This is a genomic window from Mucilaginibacter sp. L3T2-6, from assembly GCF_030519355.1.
Classification (GTDB): Bacteria; Bacteroidota; Bacteroidia; order Sphingobacteriales; family Sphingobacteriaceae; genus Mucilaginibacter.
Genome location: NZ_JAUMKC010000001.1, coordinates 349,192 through 365,566 on the forward strand (window position 1 = coordinate 349,192; position 16,375 = coordinate 365,566).

At 42.2% G+C, this 16,375-nt stretch carries 15 protein-coding genes; 12 read left to right on the plus strand and 3 right to left on the minus strand.

Annotated elements, in window-relative coordinates; translation table 11 throughout:
* Positions 1–40: 40 nt before the first annotated feature.
* Positions 41–1,330, plus strand: coding sequence for an aminopeptidase P N-terminal domain-containing protein (locus Q3W13_RS01585; protein ID WP_302860799.1), 1,290 nt, complete (start codon positions 41–43; stop codon positions 1,328–1,330).
* A 30-nt stretch (positions 1,331–1,360) separates the two neighbouring features.
* Here Q3W13_RS01585 and meaB read toward each other — a convergent pair whose 3' ends face one another.
* Positions 1,361–2,248, minus strand: a complete 888-nt coding sequence (meaB, locus tag Q3W13_RS01590; RefSeq protein WP_302860801.1) for a methylmalonyl Co-A mutase-associated GTPase MeaB — start codon at positions 2,246–2,248, stop codon at positions 1,361–1,363.
* A gap of 115 nt (positions 2,249–2,363) precedes the next feature.
* On the opposite strand from meaB, the gene Q3W13_RS01595 reads away from it, so the two are divergent.
* The 5 genes from Q3W13_RS01595 (at position 2,364) to Q3W13_RS01615 (ending at position 8,217) form a co-directional block, all read left to right on the plus strand.
* Positions 2,364–3,359: a glycosyltransferase family 2 protein gene (locus Q3W13_RS01595; RefSeq protein WP_302860803.1), complete on the plus strand. Its 996-nt coding sequence runs from the start codon at positions 2,364–2,366 to the stop codon at positions 3,357–3,359.
* Between the two features lie 14 nt (positions 3,360–3,373).
* Positions 3,374–4,318: a glycosyltransferase family 2 protein gene (locus tag Q3W13_RS01600; RefSeq protein WP_302860804.1), complete on the plus strand. Its 945-nt coding sequence runs from the start codon at positions 3,374–3,376 to the stop codon at positions 4,316–4,318.
* A 6-nt stretch (positions 4,319–4,324) separates the two neighbouring features.
* Complete coding sequence (locus Q3W13_RS01605) at positions 4,325–5,077, plus strand: glycosyltransferase family 2 protein (RefSeq protein WP_302860805.1); 753 nt, start codon at positions 4,325–4,327, stop codon at positions 5,075–5,077.
* A gap of 122 nt (positions 5,078–5,199) precedes the next feature.
* The gene (locus Q3W13_RS01610; RefSeq protein ID WP_302860807.1) at positions 5,200–7,017 is read left to right on the plus strand and encodes an ABC transporter ATP-binding protein; all 1,818 of its coding nucleotides are present in this window, start codon (positions 5,200–5,202) and stop codon (positions 7,015–7,017) included.
* A gap of 249 nt (positions 7,018–7,266) precedes the next feature.
* The gene (locus tag Q3W13_RS01615; RefSeq protein WP_302860808.1) at positions 7,267–8,217 is read left to right on the plus strand and encodes a nucleotide-diphospho-sugar transferase; all 951 of its coding nucleotides are present in this window, start codon (positions 7,267–7,269) and stop codon (positions 8,215–8,217) included.
* A 7-nt stretch (positions 8,218–8,224) separates the two neighbouring features.
* Here Q3W13_RS01615 and Q3W13_RS01620 read toward each other — a convergent pair whose 3' ends face one another.
* Complete coding sequence (locus tag Q3W13_RS01620) at positions 8,225–9,097, minus strand: hypothetical protein (RefSeq protein WP_302860810.1); 873 nt, start codon at positions 9,095–9,097, stop codon at positions 8,225–8,227.
* Positions 9,098–9,284: 187 nt separating this feature from the next.
* The gene (locus Q3W13_RS01625) at positions 9,285–9,950 is read right to left on the minus strand and encodes a porin family protein (protein ID WP_302860812.1); all 666 of its coding nucleotides are present in this window, start codon (positions 9,948–9,950) and stop codon (positions 9,285–9,287) included.
* Positions 9,951–10,065: 115 nt separating this feature from the next.
* Between Q3W13_RS01625 and Q3W13_RS01630 the strand changes: the two genes are divergently transcribed.
* The 6 genes from Q3W13_RS01630 (at position 10,066) to Q3W13_RS01655 (ending at position 16,173) form a co-directional block, all read left to right on the plus strand.
* The gene (locus Q3W13_RS01630; protein ID WP_302860813.1) at positions 10,066–11,790 is read left to right on the plus strand and encodes a glycoside hydrolase family 3 protein; all 1,725 of its coding nucleotides are present in this window, start codon (positions 10,066–10,068) and stop codon (positions 11,788–11,790) included.
* A 45-nt stretch (positions 11,791–11,835) separates the two neighbouring features.
* Positions 11,836–12,504: an NAD-dependent epimerase/dehydratase family protein gene (locus Q3W13_RS01635; protein ID WP_302860815.1), complete on the plus strand. Its 669-nt coding sequence runs from the start codon at positions 11,836–11,838 to the stop codon at positions 12,502–12,504.
* A 94-nt stretch (positions 12,505–12,598) separates the two neighbouring features.
* Entirely contained in the window at positions 12,599–13,315 is a 717-nt protein-coding gene (locus tag Q3W13_RS01640) for a YjjG family noncanonical pyrimidine nucleotidase (protein ID WP_302860817.1), read from the plus strand.
* A 71-nt stretch (positions 13,316–13,386) separates the two neighbouring features.
* On the plus strand, positions 13,387–13,917 hold the full coding sequence (locus Q3W13_RS01645) for a DinB family protein (RefSeq protein WP_302860818.1): 531 nt from the start codon (positions 13,387–13,389) through the stop codon (positions 13,915–13,917).
* A 257-nt stretch (positions 13,918–14,174) separates the two neighbouring features.
* Complete coding sequence (locus Q3W13_RS01650) at positions 14,175–15,029, plus strand: UDP-2,3-diacylglucosamine diphosphatase (RefSeq protein WP_302860819.1); 855 nt, start codon at positions 14,175–14,177, stop codon at positions 15,027–15,029.
* Between the two features lie 157 nt (positions 15,030–15,186).
* Positions 15,187–16,173, plus strand: a complete 987-nt coding sequence (locus tag Q3W13_RS01655; protein ID WP_302860820.1) for a glycosyltransferase family protein — start codon at positions 15,187–15,189, stop codon at positions 16,171–16,173.
* Positions 16,174–16,375: the final 202 nt, after the last annotated feature.

Consider the following 16,375-nt stretch of genomic DNA (forward strand, 5'->3'; position numbering starts at 1 on the left):
TGAAAAAAAAAGTTTTAAAAAAATTAATAAAAGTTAAAACATGAAATATCTTCCTATTAATAATGAGGTATTTACCGTTAATAGAAGGAATTTTGTATCGCGATTAAAACCCTGTTCTTTAGCTATTTTCAACTCTAATGATGAGTTTCCCCGAAGCGGCGACCAGGCTTTCCTCTTCAAACAAAACCCCGATTTCTTTTACCTTACAGGAATAGACCAGGAACAAAGCATATTGCTTTTGTTTCCTGAGTGTCCTAATCCGCTATACAAAGAAGTACTGTTTTTAAGACAGACTAACGAGCATATAGCTGTTTGGGAGGGTCATAAATATACCATTGATGAAGCTAAAGCGGCTTCGGGCATCCAAACCATATACTGGTTAAGCGAGTTCGACACTATTTTGCATAGTATTATTAACTATGCAGAGAACATCTATATAAACACAAACGAAAATGACCGCTATGCGCATACGGTTCCATATCGTGACATCCGCATGCTGGAAACGCTTCGTTCCAAATATCCTTTACACAAGTATGAGCGTGCTGCTTTAATTATGCGCGACTTGCGGGTAGTAAAATCATCCATCGAAGTTGAATTGACCAAAAAGGCCTGCCAGATTACCCGCGACGCTTTTTTACGTGTACTGAAATTTGTAAAACCAGGTGTGGCGGAATATGAGATTGAAGCAGAGATAAGCCACGAGTTTTTACGCCAGCGTGCAACCGGCAATGCATACAGCCCGATAATAGCATCCGGCAAAAATGCGATAGTTCTGCACTATGTGGACAATAACGCAGTTTGTAAAGATGGTGAAGTTATATTGTTTGATTTCGGTGCTGAGTATGCTAACTACAATGCCGACATGAGCCGTTCTGTTCCTGTTAATGGCCGCTTCACCAAACGGCAGCGTGATGTTTATAATGCAGTACTGCGTGTAATGCGGGCAGCTACAAAGATGATCGTTTCCGGTACGGTTTTAAACGAATACCAGGAGGAAGTAGGGAAATTAATGACTGACGAGCTGATCGGGCTCGGTCTGCTTGACAAGCATGACGTAGCTAAACAGGACGCAAAGATGCCTTTATATAAAAAGTACTTTATGCATGGCACTTCGCACCATCTGGGGCTGGATGTGCATGATTTTGCTAGCCGCTACAAAGCCTTTGAGGCAGGCAATATATTAACGTGTGAGCCGGGTATCTATATACCCGCCGAAGGTTTGGGTATCAGGATCGAAAATAATATACTTATTACCGAAAGCGGCAATATTGATCTGATGGCTGATATACCGGTTGAAGCGGACGAGATTGAGGAAATAATGAATGGGTAATTAGGTGAGCAATATTAGCTCGCTCTCTGCTCATCCAATCAGCCATTCACTTAAAAAAACATATAGATTAAAGCTCTCATCTTTCAAAGCTTCGGCAATATCCTGCCGGAGCTTTTTTTTATCGACACCGGCCATGCGTTTCTGCCGGATGATCTGATAGGCTTTCTCCGCCAAAAGCAATTCTTTACGGGTATTTGTGACTGATGATTTTGACTGAATAAAACCGATCACGTCGCTGATGCCGATATCTTTTGATGCAATGGTTTTGAATACAGGCAGCCCTGCTTCGGACTTCTGTATTTTTTTAAGGTTGTTAACAAACAGGTCGGCATCCGCGCGGTCACCTTTATTTACGATGAAGGCGTCGGCAATTTCCATCAGGCCCGATTTGATGTTTTGAATCTCGTCGCCGCTTTCGGGCACCAAAACCAGCAGGGTGATGTCGGCCAAACCTGCTATCTCCACTTCGGATTGGCCTACCCCAACGGTTTCAACCAATATATAATCGAAACCGGCGGCACGTAAAATGTCCGTCATCTCAATAGCTTTTGCCGATAAGCCGCCCAATGAGCCGCGTGTTGCCAAAGACCGGATAAACACATCGGAATGATTAAAATGCGGCGCCATGCGGATACGGTCGCCCAGCAATGAGCCGAAATTAAAAGGTGATGTCGGGTCGATGGCTAAAACAGCTATTTTTTTCCCGCCGGTTATTAAATGGGTGATAAGTGCATTTACCAAGGTGCTTTTGCCGGCGCCCGGCGGACCGGTAATGCCTATAACCGGGCACCTTTTAGTAAATGACAGGCTTTTTAAAAGTTCGTCGGCGCCATCCAAATCATTCTCAACAATCGTTAATGCACGCGCAACTGAGCGAAAGTCGTTACTGTCGGGAATAATGTTATTCAGATGCTGCATTATGGGTCAAATATAGTTGATTGAGTTTTATAGTCGGTAAAGTTAATCACACCGGAAAATCAGCCTAATCGCCCAATCTGGCTTAATCAACTCAATCAACTATATTTGCATGCCGATGGATATAAAAAAAAGCGTTTCTGTCATTATTCCTAATTATAACGGCAAACATTTGCTGAAAGAATATCTGCCTTATACCATCACAGCCATTGAGACTTCCGGTACCGTTTTTGAGATTATTATTGTGGATGATTGCTCAACGGATGATTCAGTTGCTTTTATAAAGGCTGAATACCCTGAACTCACGCTTGTTATAAATTCTGAAAACAAAGGTTTTTCCTACACCTGCAACCGCGGTATTGAGGCGTCGCAATTTGAGCTGATCTTCCTGTTAAATTCAGACGTGAAGCTTACTCCGGATTACTTTGAACATCAATGGAAATATTTTACCCGCTGGGACACCTTCGGTGTAATGGGGCGCATTATCGATATGGACGGCGACAACATACAGGACGCTGCGCGTGTGCCGAAATTTAACGGCCTGAAATTAAAGACTGATTACTTTTATTACACCGAAAACGACAGCGACCGGCTGCTTACATTTTATTTATCAGGGGCCAATGCGCTCATAGACACTGCAAAGCTGAAACAGATCGGCGGTTTTTACGAGATATTCTCTCCGTTTTATTGCGAGGACAACGAATTATGCCTTCGCGCCTGGAGGCTGAACTGGAAGTGCTATTATGAACATAAAGCAGTTTGCCGGCACCTGCTATCGGCAACAACCAAAAAATACAAAACACCAGGCTGGGTTAAAAGTGTTTATTTCCGCAACAGATTTTATATGCACGCGCTCCACTTCGACGGCCCGCCCCTGGTGGCGTGGTATCTGCAGATAACCTTTATCGACCTGATCCCGAAGTTGCTTATTGGCCAAACGTGGATATTGAAAAGTTATACCGATTTATTTAAAAACAGGCGGCTTATTAATGAATACCGTGCAAAAATTGCAAAACTGATGGATGAGCATGAAAGCAAAAAAAGCATCTTTGATGTAGTGCGGCATATCAGGGCATCGGTAAAAAATAAAAAAGTGTATAAGTTTAAAGCTTGAAAACGGGCATAGTGATGAAACAACCACTGGTTTCCATAGCATTATGTACCTATAATGGGGCAAAGTTTTTGAGAGAGCAACTGGACTCGCTCATTGCCCAAACCTATGCTAATTTGGAGATCGTTGTAGTGGACGACTGTTCTGCCGACGAAACCTTTGAAATACTTACAAATTATGCGATAAGGCATCCCCAGTTCAAAATATACAAAAACCAGGCGAATTTGGGTTTCACGGGTAATTTTGAAAAGGCAGTAAAACTATGTACCGGCGAACTGATTGCCTTATGTGATCAGGACGATATATGGCTGCCGCAAAAAATAGAACTACAGGTAAATGCCATTAACGGCAATATGTTTGTTTATCACGATTCGGAGTTTGTACACGAGGATGGCAGCAGCATGGGAAAAAAAATGTCGGATATTATGAACCTTTACCGTGGCGATGAGCCGGAAGCATTTTTGTTTTTCAACTGCGTTTCGGGCCACAGCATTTTGATGAAGCGTGAATTGCTGAATGATGCATTGCCACTAAAAAAAGGCTTCTTTCATGATTGGTGGCTGGCCTATGTAGCGACAAATATTGGCAAAATTGATTTTATAGACCAGTGCCTGGTAAAGTACCGCCAGCATGATAGAAGCGATACCAATATTTTAAAGCTTAAGCGTACCAAAAACGAATACCGTTTTGATTCGATACAGAAAATAGAGCGTGAATACAAATGGCTGCAATATTGCTCATCGTTTACAAAAAATAAACGGCCTCAGGTGGTAAACGCGATTTACCAGGCTTTTGAAAAGCGCCTGAATAATTATTTATCGGCGGATTTGAGCCGGTTACTGTTTAAATATCGCAAGCCTATCTTCTGCATCCGCAAAAAAAGCACCCTAAGCAAGCTTAATTATATTTTTGGCCGGATATGGGGCGTTAAAACCAAACGACACTTTTTGAACATTGAATAATATAAAATGGAGCAGGGCGGGGCACGTATAAACAATAAGAGGCAGCCATTGGTGTCGTTAGTTTGCGTAACCTATAATGCTGCTCAAACACTACCGCAACTGCTTGGCAGCATCGCCGCTCATAAAAGTAATGCTGTTGAATTGGTTATCATCGATGGTAAAAGTACTGACAGTACCATCGATATTATAAGGCAAAACGAAACTATCGTCGACTTTTGGATCAGTGAGCCTGATAAAGGCATTTACGATGCGATGAATAAATCAATCGCTTATGTTAAAGGAAAGTGGATAGTTTTTTTAGGAGCCGACGATATGCTGATGAATGACTTTGATAAAATGCTTACGGCACTTAAAGATACTGATACCATATATTATGGTAACGTGATTTTTTACGGCAAGCCATTTTCAAAGGTATACGATGATTATTACCTTACTAAGCTCAACATCTGTCACCAGGCCATTTATTATCCGAGGGCAGTTTTCGAAAAGTATAAGTACGATCTGAAATATAATGTGTACGCCGACTATCATTTAAACCTGCGCTGCTGGCACGATCCGCAGTTTAAGTTTCAGCACGTGGATTACCTGGTAGCAAGCTTTCCGGAAGGCGGCTATTCCTTTTACACCAAAGACCCTGAATTTGAAAAAGACCGCGACGTGCTTTTTAAAAAATATTTGAAGCCCAAAAGCTATTACCGGTATCTGAACCGTACGCTGGGTTTCGGGAGGATGTTATTGAGGTTTATTCAGAATAAATAGCTGTATCAATTTGTAAGCGTAGGATTAGCACACACCTCCGGAACACCGGTCAGAACTGCTGCATTTTGCTGTAACCGATATTAACTAATTACTGTAGCTTTGCATTTTTATTTATTGTTTTAATGAAGACTTATTTCCGGCTGCTGTCTTTTGCTAAACCAATCGAGAAGTTTGCCATTCCATACGTAGTATTCACCCTGCTTTATGTTGTTTTCAGCTCACTGATCTATCCGCTGCTGATACCATTGCTAAATACCCTGTTTATCACTGGCGCTACCGAGGCTGTAAAGCAACCTGATACGCTGGTGGATATAACAGGCTGGTTTAAGTTTTATATGTACGAGATTGTAAAGATAGCCGGGCCATGGGGGGCGCTAAAGTATATATGTGCTGTTATTGTCGTTACAATGGTGCTTGGTAATACATTTCGCTATTTGGGTGCCCGCACCATGGAAAACCTGCGCCTGCACACACTACTAAACCTGCGCCGTTCTGTTTTTTTTAATGTGATGGATATGCATCTGGGATATTTTAACAATCAGCGCAAAGGCGATATTATCTCAAAAATCGCATCAGATGTTCAGGTAGTTCAGTTTTCGGTGACGGCTACCCTGCAGGTTATATTTAAGGAACCGTTTCAGATACTGGTATTTTTATTTTTTCTTTTCAAGATATCGGTAACCTTAACATTGGGTTCGCTATTGATAGTGCCAGTATCGGGGTTCATTATTTCTAAAATAGTAAAAAAGTTAAAGGCTCAGGCACAGTCGGCTCAGCAAACTTATGGTAATATGATCAGTTACCTTGACGAATCATTACAGGGCGTTCGTATCATCAAAGCCTTCAACGCTACCGATTTCATTAAGAAGCGTTTTAACGATGAAAATACAAAATATTCGAAAATATTGCGCTCGATGGCTAAACGGCAACAGTCGGCATCGCCTGTTTCTGAAACACTTTCCATAATAATGATATCGTGCATTGTGCTTTACGGAGGCTATTTGATATTAAATAAACATTCAGCTCTGAAAGGTGCTGAGTTTATCGCTTATATCGCTATATTTTCGCAACTAATGCGCCCGGTCAAAGCCATATCCGATTCCTTCAGCAACATTCACCAGGGTATTGCGGCCGGCGAACGCGTACTGGCATTGATTGATGAAAAGCCATTGATAAAAGACAGGCCCAATGCTAAAGAGATTAAAGAATTTCATGAGGGCATCGAGTTTAAGAACGTATCGTTCTCTTACGGCGAAAGGCAGGTATTAAACAATATCAGCTTTACCATTCCCAAAGGTAAGACGGTTGCTCTTGTCGGTCCCTCAGGCGGCGGTAAGTCAACCCTGATGGATTTAGTGCCGCATTTTATGGAGCCGCAATCAGGCGAAATCCTGATCGACGGGCATAATATAAATGATTACACCGCTCAATCATTAAGGTCGCTGCTGGGCGTAGTAAACCAGGAGTCCATATTATTTAATGATTCTATTTTTAACAATATCGCCTTCGGCAAAACCGGTGTCAGCAAAGAGGAGGTGATCGCTGCAGCAAAAATTGCCAACGCGCATAATTTTATCATTGAAACGGACAAAGGTTATGATACCAATATCGGCGACCGCGGCACCAAACTATCCGGCGGTCAGCGCCAGCGTATCTGTATTGCCCGCGCAGTGTTAAACAATCCGCCGCTGATGCTGCTTGATGAAGCTACATCCGCACTGGATACCGAATCTGAAAAACTGGTTCAGGATGCTTTAAATAACCTGATGAAGAACCGGACCTCACTTATTATAGCCCACCGTTTAAGTACCATCCAAAATGCCGACATTATTGTAGTGCTGGAAGCAGGCGAAATAGTTGAGCAGGGTACTCACACCGAACTGCTGGAGAAGAATGGACTGTACCGCAGGCTGATCGACATGCAGACGTTTGCGGGGTAAGGCATTATTGCATAACGTAGTGGATACAAATATGGGTGTTTTGCCCCTTTTTCGCTGTACCTGATTTCGCCTGGTTATATAAGTGATTTTCTCTTGTTGTGATAACCACCCCTTTATCTGCATAAGTGCATTCTTAACTTTTTAGTTGTTTGTAACAATTCTTTTTCAAACAGGATTATAACCGGATTGTTACCCATGTAAGGAAATATTCTGCGGAAGTTTGGGTTTTTAAATATAAACGCGAAGGGTATGCTGCACACTGACGAATTATACTATCAAACAAAATCTCCGGTATTATTTGTAATATTTAACAGGCCTGATACCACATTTGAAGTATTTGAAGAAATAAGGAAAGCAAAGCCCGCCCGTTTGTATATATCAGGCGATGGCCCGCGGGCACATAAACCAGGTGAAGACGTTTTATGCGCTGAGGCAAGATCGGTTATAAACCGTGTAGACTGGGAGTGCGAAGTAAAGACTTTATTTAACAATAAAAATTGGGGTTGTAAAGATGCTGTATCAGCAGCCGTAACCTGGTTTTTCGATAACGAGGAAGAGGGAATTATATTAGAGGATGACTGCCTGCCTTCTAATAGTTTTTTTAGATTTTGCGATGTTTTGCTTGAAAAATACCGTGACGACACACGCGTAAGGCACATTACCGGCTGTAACCTGCAGCAGGGAAAAAAATGGGGTACAGGTAGTTATTACTTTTCAAATAGAACGCACGTTTGGGGATGGGCCAGCTGGCGCCGTGTGTGGAACGATTATGATAAAAACCTGACTAGATATGAGGGCGAGGAAATAGCCAACCAAATTCAAAACATTTATCCAGACCCCCTTGTGGTTGAAGGCTGGATGAATATCTTTAACGAAGTTAAGGCTGGTAAAATTAACTCCTGGGCATACCCGCTTGATTTTATTAACTTTTTTAACAACGGCCTTGTAATTATTCCAAACGAAAACCTGATAAAGAATATTGGTTTTGGCGAGGGAGCTACAAATACACATGTTGAAGACGATTTTTATGCGGATAATGAGCTGCATGAGTTAGATGAGATTATTGACCCGGTATTTATGGTGCCCGAAAAACAGGCCGACTGTTTTATTTTTGATAATGACTTTCAACTAGAGAAGAAGCGGCGTAAAGAAAAATCAATAGGCCGAAAAATTAAGAGGCTTTTAGGAGTAAGTGCTTAACATAGAGTCAGTCATTGGTGATTTGAGGGCTTAGCTTTTTTAAGGAACGGTGATTCCTGTAATTATTCCTTAATGAAAAATGGATAAACTTCGCGTATCTTTTTAAGTAGAACCGCTTTAATACCGGCTTGTATGCCCCCTGGAAATGCAGCAGCGCCATATCCATCTTTTTTCCTGATTTCAAAGAACAGGTAATACGGTCGCCGCGAACTTTTAAATATTTGCGGCCGGCGAATGACTTGAATTCATCGTCCTCACAAATTACACTGGAAAGGTTATGATCGATGCCATATCCAAACATGGTTGAATTCGAGTTGATATAGCTGATATTCCGTTGTTCTTTCCATAAATAAAGCAGGTTCATATCAGATATTCCTGTATTCCCCAGTCTCGCTATTTGCGATTGATAATATTTGCTCAAAAAATCCTGTTCATAATTTTTTTTATAGGTTTCGAGCGTAAAATCTATAAAATCGTTCATCAGTGCCCGGTTCCAAAATGTACAATGCGGAGAAATCTGCCCTTCGGAACCACGACTGTCAAAGCCTTCGCTGCCTATAAAAGTATCTTTCAAATTAAATCCGTGTAGATTTTTGAATGCTTTGGTAATGTAAACATCAGTATCGGTCATTAAAAAGGGTTGGTCATCTTTTAAAATAGAAGCAATTGCAAAATACCGTGCAAAACACGCAATTTCGAATTCGGGGGGATTTACACTATAATGCTTGTAAACACTCAAAAACTCTTTAAATAGCTTGTTATTTTCCAGGGGGGGGGTGTCCGTCAAAGTTACATTAAAACCCAAAGAAGTTGCTTTATCGACATAAGGTTTCAGGTAGTTAACAGGCCGTGTTTCGAACACGTGGATGTTTTTAAGCATGTAACAATATTTTTACTATTATACGCGATATTGGAAATATATGCTACATGCATTTATAAAATATTTCTTATTTGCCTGTAAATTAATTTATTAAAGAAGCGCCTAAGTAGTGTAATTGCAATAAGGCAGAAAAAGAAAAGCCGCCCGGATATGCTTCCGCGCGGCCTTATCATTATTAACAATATTATTATTGAAATCTGAAACCTAAACCTAATTGGAAAACCTCGTTGCGGTAACCCGGTATATAGTAGGCATTATCGTCGGTTTCCTGGAAATCTATCGTGTACCTGGCGCGGATCTCAACGTTCGGGTTGATATCAAACCCAACCCCGATTACCCCATCCAGTACTGTACGGTCGCTGGTGGTGCTGTAATGTTCGCGGGCTGTAACATCAAACCCGTTGTCATAAGTATTGGTAGTGGAGATAGGGAAAGAAACCTGCGGGCCCACCACAAAATTAAAGAATGGAGACAAGCGGAATTTTGCCAGCAAGGGCACATCGATGAAGTTACTGCGCTGGGTAAAGTTACCATCGTTGGTTATTGCAGAATAGCCTTTTTGCGAAAATAATACTTCAGGAGCAAATGACACCGGGTATGCAATAGGAACATCCAACGTAAGACCTACGTGGTAGGCTACAATGCCATCGGTTGAATAATTTGCGTCGTAGGAATCAACGGCATCAGCAAAATTAAAACCACCGGCTATACCAACCCGCACCTTATAAAAATCGTTTGATGAACTGCGGGGGGCCGACCGCCTTACTGCCCTGCGGTGGCCGTAATAATAGCCCTGGGCACTTACCGAGCCTGCAATGAGCAGGCATATAGCTGCAAAGAGAATTTTTTTCATGTCGTTTGTTGTTTGATTTTATCTCAATAGATTATAAAACATTACAAAGGTTTATTCATTATTGTTTTTTATTAATGGTGTTCATTAAAACTTCATATTTCAGCTACATTTGACGATGCTATTAACCGTAAAACGCCTGAAATTTTTACTTCTTTCTATTGCTTGCCTGTTGTCGGCAAATGTATTTGCGCAAAGTGAAAACTATGTGAAAATGCTTGACAGCCAAAACCACTGGGTCGATTCGGTATTTAAAAAACTTAGCCGTAAGCGTAAAATAGCCCAGTTATTGTTTGTGCGGGCGCATACCAACCTGGGCAAAGCCTACGAAGACTCGGTCGCAAAAGTCATCAAAAAGGAGCAGTTGGGGGGCGTAGTGCTCTTTCAGGGTGGCCCCGTGCGGCACGCGCAGCTGATCAATAATTACCAGAAGCTGGTAAAGGTACCGTTGCTGGTGGCCATGGATGGCGAGTGGGGCCTGGGTATGCGGATAGATTCCGCCGTATCATATCCATACCAGATGACGCTCGGGGCCATACAGGACAATAACCTGATTTACGAAATGGGGAAAATGGTGGCCTATGATTTTAAGCGACTGGGCTTGCAGATGAACCTCGGGCCTGATATGGATATCAACAATAACCCGGATAACCCGGTTATTAATTACCGCTCATTTGGTGACAACAAATACAATGTAGCTGCCAAGGGCATTGCTTATTTTAAGGGGATGCAGGATGCCGGTTTATTAACTACCGCCAAGCATTTTCCGGGACACGGGGATACCAATGTTGATTCGCACCTGGATTTGCCCTTGTTGCCTTTTACAAAGGAACGCCTGGATTCGCTGGAGGAATACCCGTTTAAACAGGCCATAAACGAAGGCATTAGCGGCGTTATGATTGCCCATATGGATATACCTGCGCTGGATACAACTAAAAATTTGCCTTCCACCCTGTCGCGGCCAATTGTTACCGGCCTTTTAAAAGATTCTTTAAGATTTAAGGGTCTGGTTGTATCGGATGCAATGGAGATGAAAGGCGTGACCAAATATTTCCCTGATGGAGAAGCTGATGTAAGGGCGTTTTTGGCCGGAATGGATATTATTGAGCTTTCGGAAAACTCGAAACGGGCAATAAAAAAAATCCGCAAGGCCATCCGTAAAGGGCGTATATCAAAAGGGGAATTTAATGCTAAAGTTAAAAAGGTGCTAACCGCCAAATACTGGGCTGGGTTAAGCAACTATCACGAAACTAACACAGCTAATTTGGTTGCTGACATTAACCGCCCGGCGGCTGCCGAACTTAACCAGCAGTTGAGCGATGCGGCTATTACCTTGTTGAAAGGTGACGGTGCAACTTTGCAGATGACGCCGGTTTATAAAACGGCCATACTAAGTATCGGTGTCACACAGCCTACCGTTTTTCAGCAGGAGCTATCAAAATTATACAGCTTTAACAAGACGTTTAATGTAACCAAAAATGCCCCGCCGGCAGAGCTGAAAACACTGCTTGCTGAATTGCAGGATTATGAGCAGGTATATGTAAGTATAAATGATAGCCGCCTGCGCCCGGCAAGTAAACTGGATTACACCCCTGCTGTTAAACAATTTATCAGCGACCTGGCAGGACACCGCAATACCGTGATCAGTGTTTTCGCTAACGCTTATACCCTCGCAGATTTGCCAGGTATTGAAAAATGCAGCGGTTTGCTGGTTGCTTATCAAATGACCGACTATCTGCAGCGCTCGGCGGTTAAGGTTATTACCCGGCAAATAACTCCTTCGGGCCGTTTGCCGGTTACTATCAATAAAGATTTTACTACGGGAATGCGGATTGCGCTATAAAATGTTTCAGCTTTTTGTTCGTCATCTGTATTTAGACTGAAAAGTATGGATCAAAAAATAAAAGTGATAGTTACCGGCGCTACCGGCATGGTAGGCGATGGTGTGTTGCAGCAATGCCTGGAAAGTACACAGGTATCGGAAGTTTTAATTATTAACAGGCGGCCCAGTGGTGTAGTCCATCACAAATTAAAGGAAATTATCCATGCTGATTTTTTTGACTTTAGTACGATAGAGGCACAATTGAACGATTATGATGCTTGTTATTTTTGTTTGGGCGTTTCTTCGGTGGGTATGAAGGAGCCGGAATATTACAGGCTAACCTATACGCTTACCATGCATGCAGCCGGGACGTTGAGCCGCTTAAACCCGGGAATGACCTTTTGTTATATCTCCGGCGCGCATACGGATAGTACTGAAAAAGGCGGTTCGATGTGGGCACGTGTAAAAGGCAAAACCGAAAATGACCTGGGCAAGTTGCCGTTTAAACAGGAGTTTAATTTTCGGCCGGGTTTTATGAAGCCCGCTGTCGGCGCCAAAAATGTGCTGACGTTGTATAAGTATATGGGCTGGCTTTATCCGGTGATTAAATTCTTTTCGCCAGACAGTGTTTGTACCATTGCCGAAGTTGGGCAGGCAATGATAAACGTTACGCTTCATGGGTTTGAAAAGAATATTTTAGAAGTTAAGGATATTAAGATGGCCGCGCACAGGTAGCCGAAAAATCTGACAACTTTCTGAAGGTTGTCAAATCTAACCTCTGATGTAATTTGATAGTTTTGCGAATATTACAGCAGATTAAAAATCCGAAATGGAAAATCCGAATTCCGAAATCAGAAAATACAAGCACATTTTCTTCGATCTTGACCATACCATCTGGGACTTTGATAAGAACGCTGAAGAAACCTTGCACGAGCTGTATGAAATTTATAGATTGAGTGAAATCGGCTTACCATCGGCTGCAATATTTATAGAGACTTACACCCGCAATAACCACAAGTTGTGGGCAGAATATCATACAGGTAAAATAACCAAGACCGAATTGCGCGAAACCCGTTTTAAACGGACTTTTATTGAGCTTGGCGTACCGCCTGATGTATTGCCGGTGGCTTTTGAGGACGATTACGTAAAGCTTTGTCCGACAAAAACAAATCTTTTCCCGCACGCGCATGAAACGCTGCAATACCTGCAAAGCAAATACAAGCTGCATTTAATATCGAACGGTTTTAAAGAAGCGTCAACTTTAAAAATTGGCAATACAAATATTGCGCAATATTTTGAGCAGGTGATCATATCAGAAGTTGTTGGTGTAAACAAACCTGATAAGGCGATATTTGCGCATGCCCTGAATATTGCCGGCGCCGAAAAGAATGAAAGCATTATGATTGGCGACAGCCTGGAAGCCGATGTATATGGCGCATTGAATTTTGGTATGGACGCCATTTACTTTAACCCGTTTAATGCGCCTAAACCGCATGACGTGCCGTTACAGATTAATGGGTTAAAACAATTAATGGAGATGCTGTAAGTAAGATAATATGCCCCGGCAATATGGAGGCAAAATTGTAACAAAACGATATAAACCTTTATCTTTAACTCATGAACCTCGCAAAGGAGCGCAAAGCCATTGACGCTGCACTGGATGAATACCGGGCCAGGCTGGATGCTATTCCCGATGAGCTTTTTACTGAAACGCCGCCGGGTGGGGGATGGTCGTATGCCGAGGTTTATTCGCATATCATTAAAGGCACCCTTGGCTCTACAATAGTTGCAGAGCGCTGCGCCCAGGGCAACACGCCGCCAACCACCAAAGGCCCGACTCTTTTGGGCCGGTATATGTTGTTAACAGGCTCACTGCCGCCGCTTAAATTAAAAGTAACCGCCGAAGTGGCTGCCAAAATGCCTGCAGAAGAAATCAGCAAAGAGGAGGCAAAGAACTCCCTGGTAAAATGCCGTAAGCGTGTGGAGACGATCATGCCCTTAATTAAAGATGCACCCCCGCACTCCCGGAGCGGAAACCCCCGTATGGGCATGTTAAACGCCGCACAGTGGCTCAGGTTTATGCGCGCGCACTTATATCATCATTTAAAGCAGCTAAGCCGGATCGAAAAAAAATTTCGGCCTATGTGAAACCTTTTACATTTAACGTGGTCTTAACAATAAAATAACCTATTGACCCGATATTTGCTTAAATTTTAGGAAATGCATTTTGAATTAGGATATATGGTTGTAGGCAGCTTACTATTCTTGGTTTGCATATACTACGTTAGCCCATTTGAACTAAAAGTTAATGACGACGACGAAGAAGATTAATCGTTGCTTGTGTAATAATTCTAATCTTATTTCCTGGTATAACTTACCGGACGGACAAATATCCCCCAATTTTAATGGCAAAACGCGAAGTTGATATTGTTGTTATATCCGACGTGCATTTGGGTACCTACGGATGCCACGCCAAAGAACTGCTCAAATATTTAAAGAGCATTAAACCCAAAATTTTGATTTTAAACGGCGATATTATCGATATATGGCAGTTTAGTAAATCGTATTGGCCTGAAGCACATATGAAAGTGGTGCGCCGCATTTTAAAATTTGTTACCGATGGTGTGCCCGTTTACTACCTTACCGGAAATCATGATGAAATGCTGCGCAAATTTACTGACTTTAATCTCGGCTCGTTCCAATTGGTGAATAAGGTGGTTTTAAATATTGATGGCAAAAAGGCCTGGATCTTCCATGGCGATGTATTTGATGTGACTATGCAATATTCTAAATGGCTGGCCAAGCTGGGCGCTGTGGGTTATGATACATTAATACTGATCAATAGCATGGCAAATTGGTTCCTTACTGCTATGGGCAGGCAAAAAATGAGTTTTTCGCAAAAAATAAAGGCACGCTTTAAGGAAGCCGTAAAATTTATCAATCAATTTGAGCAAACTGCTGCAGACCTGGCGGTGGATAAAAATTATCAGTACGTTATCTGCGGGCATATTCACCATGCGGAGATAAGAGAGATTGAATCAACAGAGAAAACCGGGTTCGTTACTTACCTCAATTCCGGCGATTGGGTTGAAAGCCTGACCGCCCTGGAGTATCACGATAAAAAATGGACGATATTTAAATACGATCCCGCTAATTTTAACGCCGATGTTGATGAAGACGATAAAACCGACGTGGAAGACCTTGATGCCCGGCTGGACATTAACCTGTTACTGGAGCGGTTTAAGCAGGAGCAGGATTAATTTTAGCATAGTGGTTGGAGCAGAAGTGACTGTTGTATTTGAAAGAATTAAATTTGTGCTTACAACCAATTACAATTTCCTCAAATTTTAACAAGTTTGCGCTTATTCAAAAACATTTCAACTTCTACAACCTTTACAACCCATTCAACGTCATCAAATGAAAATACTCTTCGCAATACAAGGTACCGGCAACGGACATATAAGCCGGGCACGCGAGGTTGTACCGTTGCTGCAGCAATATGGCGAGGTTGATTTATTAGTAAGCGGCACTGAAGCAGAGGTTACCCTGTCGCAACCGCTTAAATATAAATTCCATGGCTTTAGCTTTGTGTTTGGTAAAAACGGCGGGGTTGACAATTGGGCCACATTTAAGCTGATGAATCTTCCGCAGCTGATTAAAGATATCCGCCACCTGCCGCTAAAGCAATATGATTTAATTATTAACGATTTTGAGCCGGTAAGTGCCTGGGCTTGTAAATTGCAGAAGATACCATCCGTTTCGTTAAGCCATCAGTGCTCTTTTATTTCAAAAAAAACGCCTCGGCCGGCCAGCTGGAGCTTTGCCGAATGGCTTTTTAAATACTATTCGCCAACCACTTATCATATCGGTTTTCATTTTGAACGGTATGATGATTTTATCCATACGCCGGTTATCCGCAGTGAGATACGTAATTTAAAAACATCGAATCTTGGGCATTACACTGTTTATCTGCCTGCTTATGACGATAAATTGCTCGTAAGAGAACTGAAAAAAACTAACAAGCGCTGGCAGATTTTTTCCAAGCGGCAAAAAACGCACTATATTGAGGGCAATGTAGAAGTATTTCCGGTAAATAATCTGGACTTTAATTCCAGCCTGGCCAGCTGCGAAGGCTTGTTAACCGGCGGCGGTTTTGAAGGCCCGGCCGAGGCCCTGTTTTTACAAAAGAAAGTAATGATGATACCTATGAAGGGCCAGTATGAGCAGCAATGTAATGCGTTGGCCGCTTCGAGACTCGGTGTACCTGTAGTGCATGAAATAGACGAGCGGTTTATCTATCACCTTAACAATTGGATAAACGATGATAAACAAGTGCTGGTTAACTTCCCCGACGAAACTGCACAGATTGTTGATGAATTGGTTAAAAAATACGCACGGGGATAAATTTTTTCACCGTATCCTGCTACTTCAAAATTTCACTTAAGTTGAAATAATTTGCATATTGAGGCGGTTGGGCCAGGCTCCTTTTTCTGATAATGATCAGCCTGCCGGTAATCCGGATACCCGATTATGTCTGAAAGGCTGTCAATAAAGCTTTTATGCTACGCAGTTTTGTGCTAATTTTGCAGCGCAAATACAAGGCTTT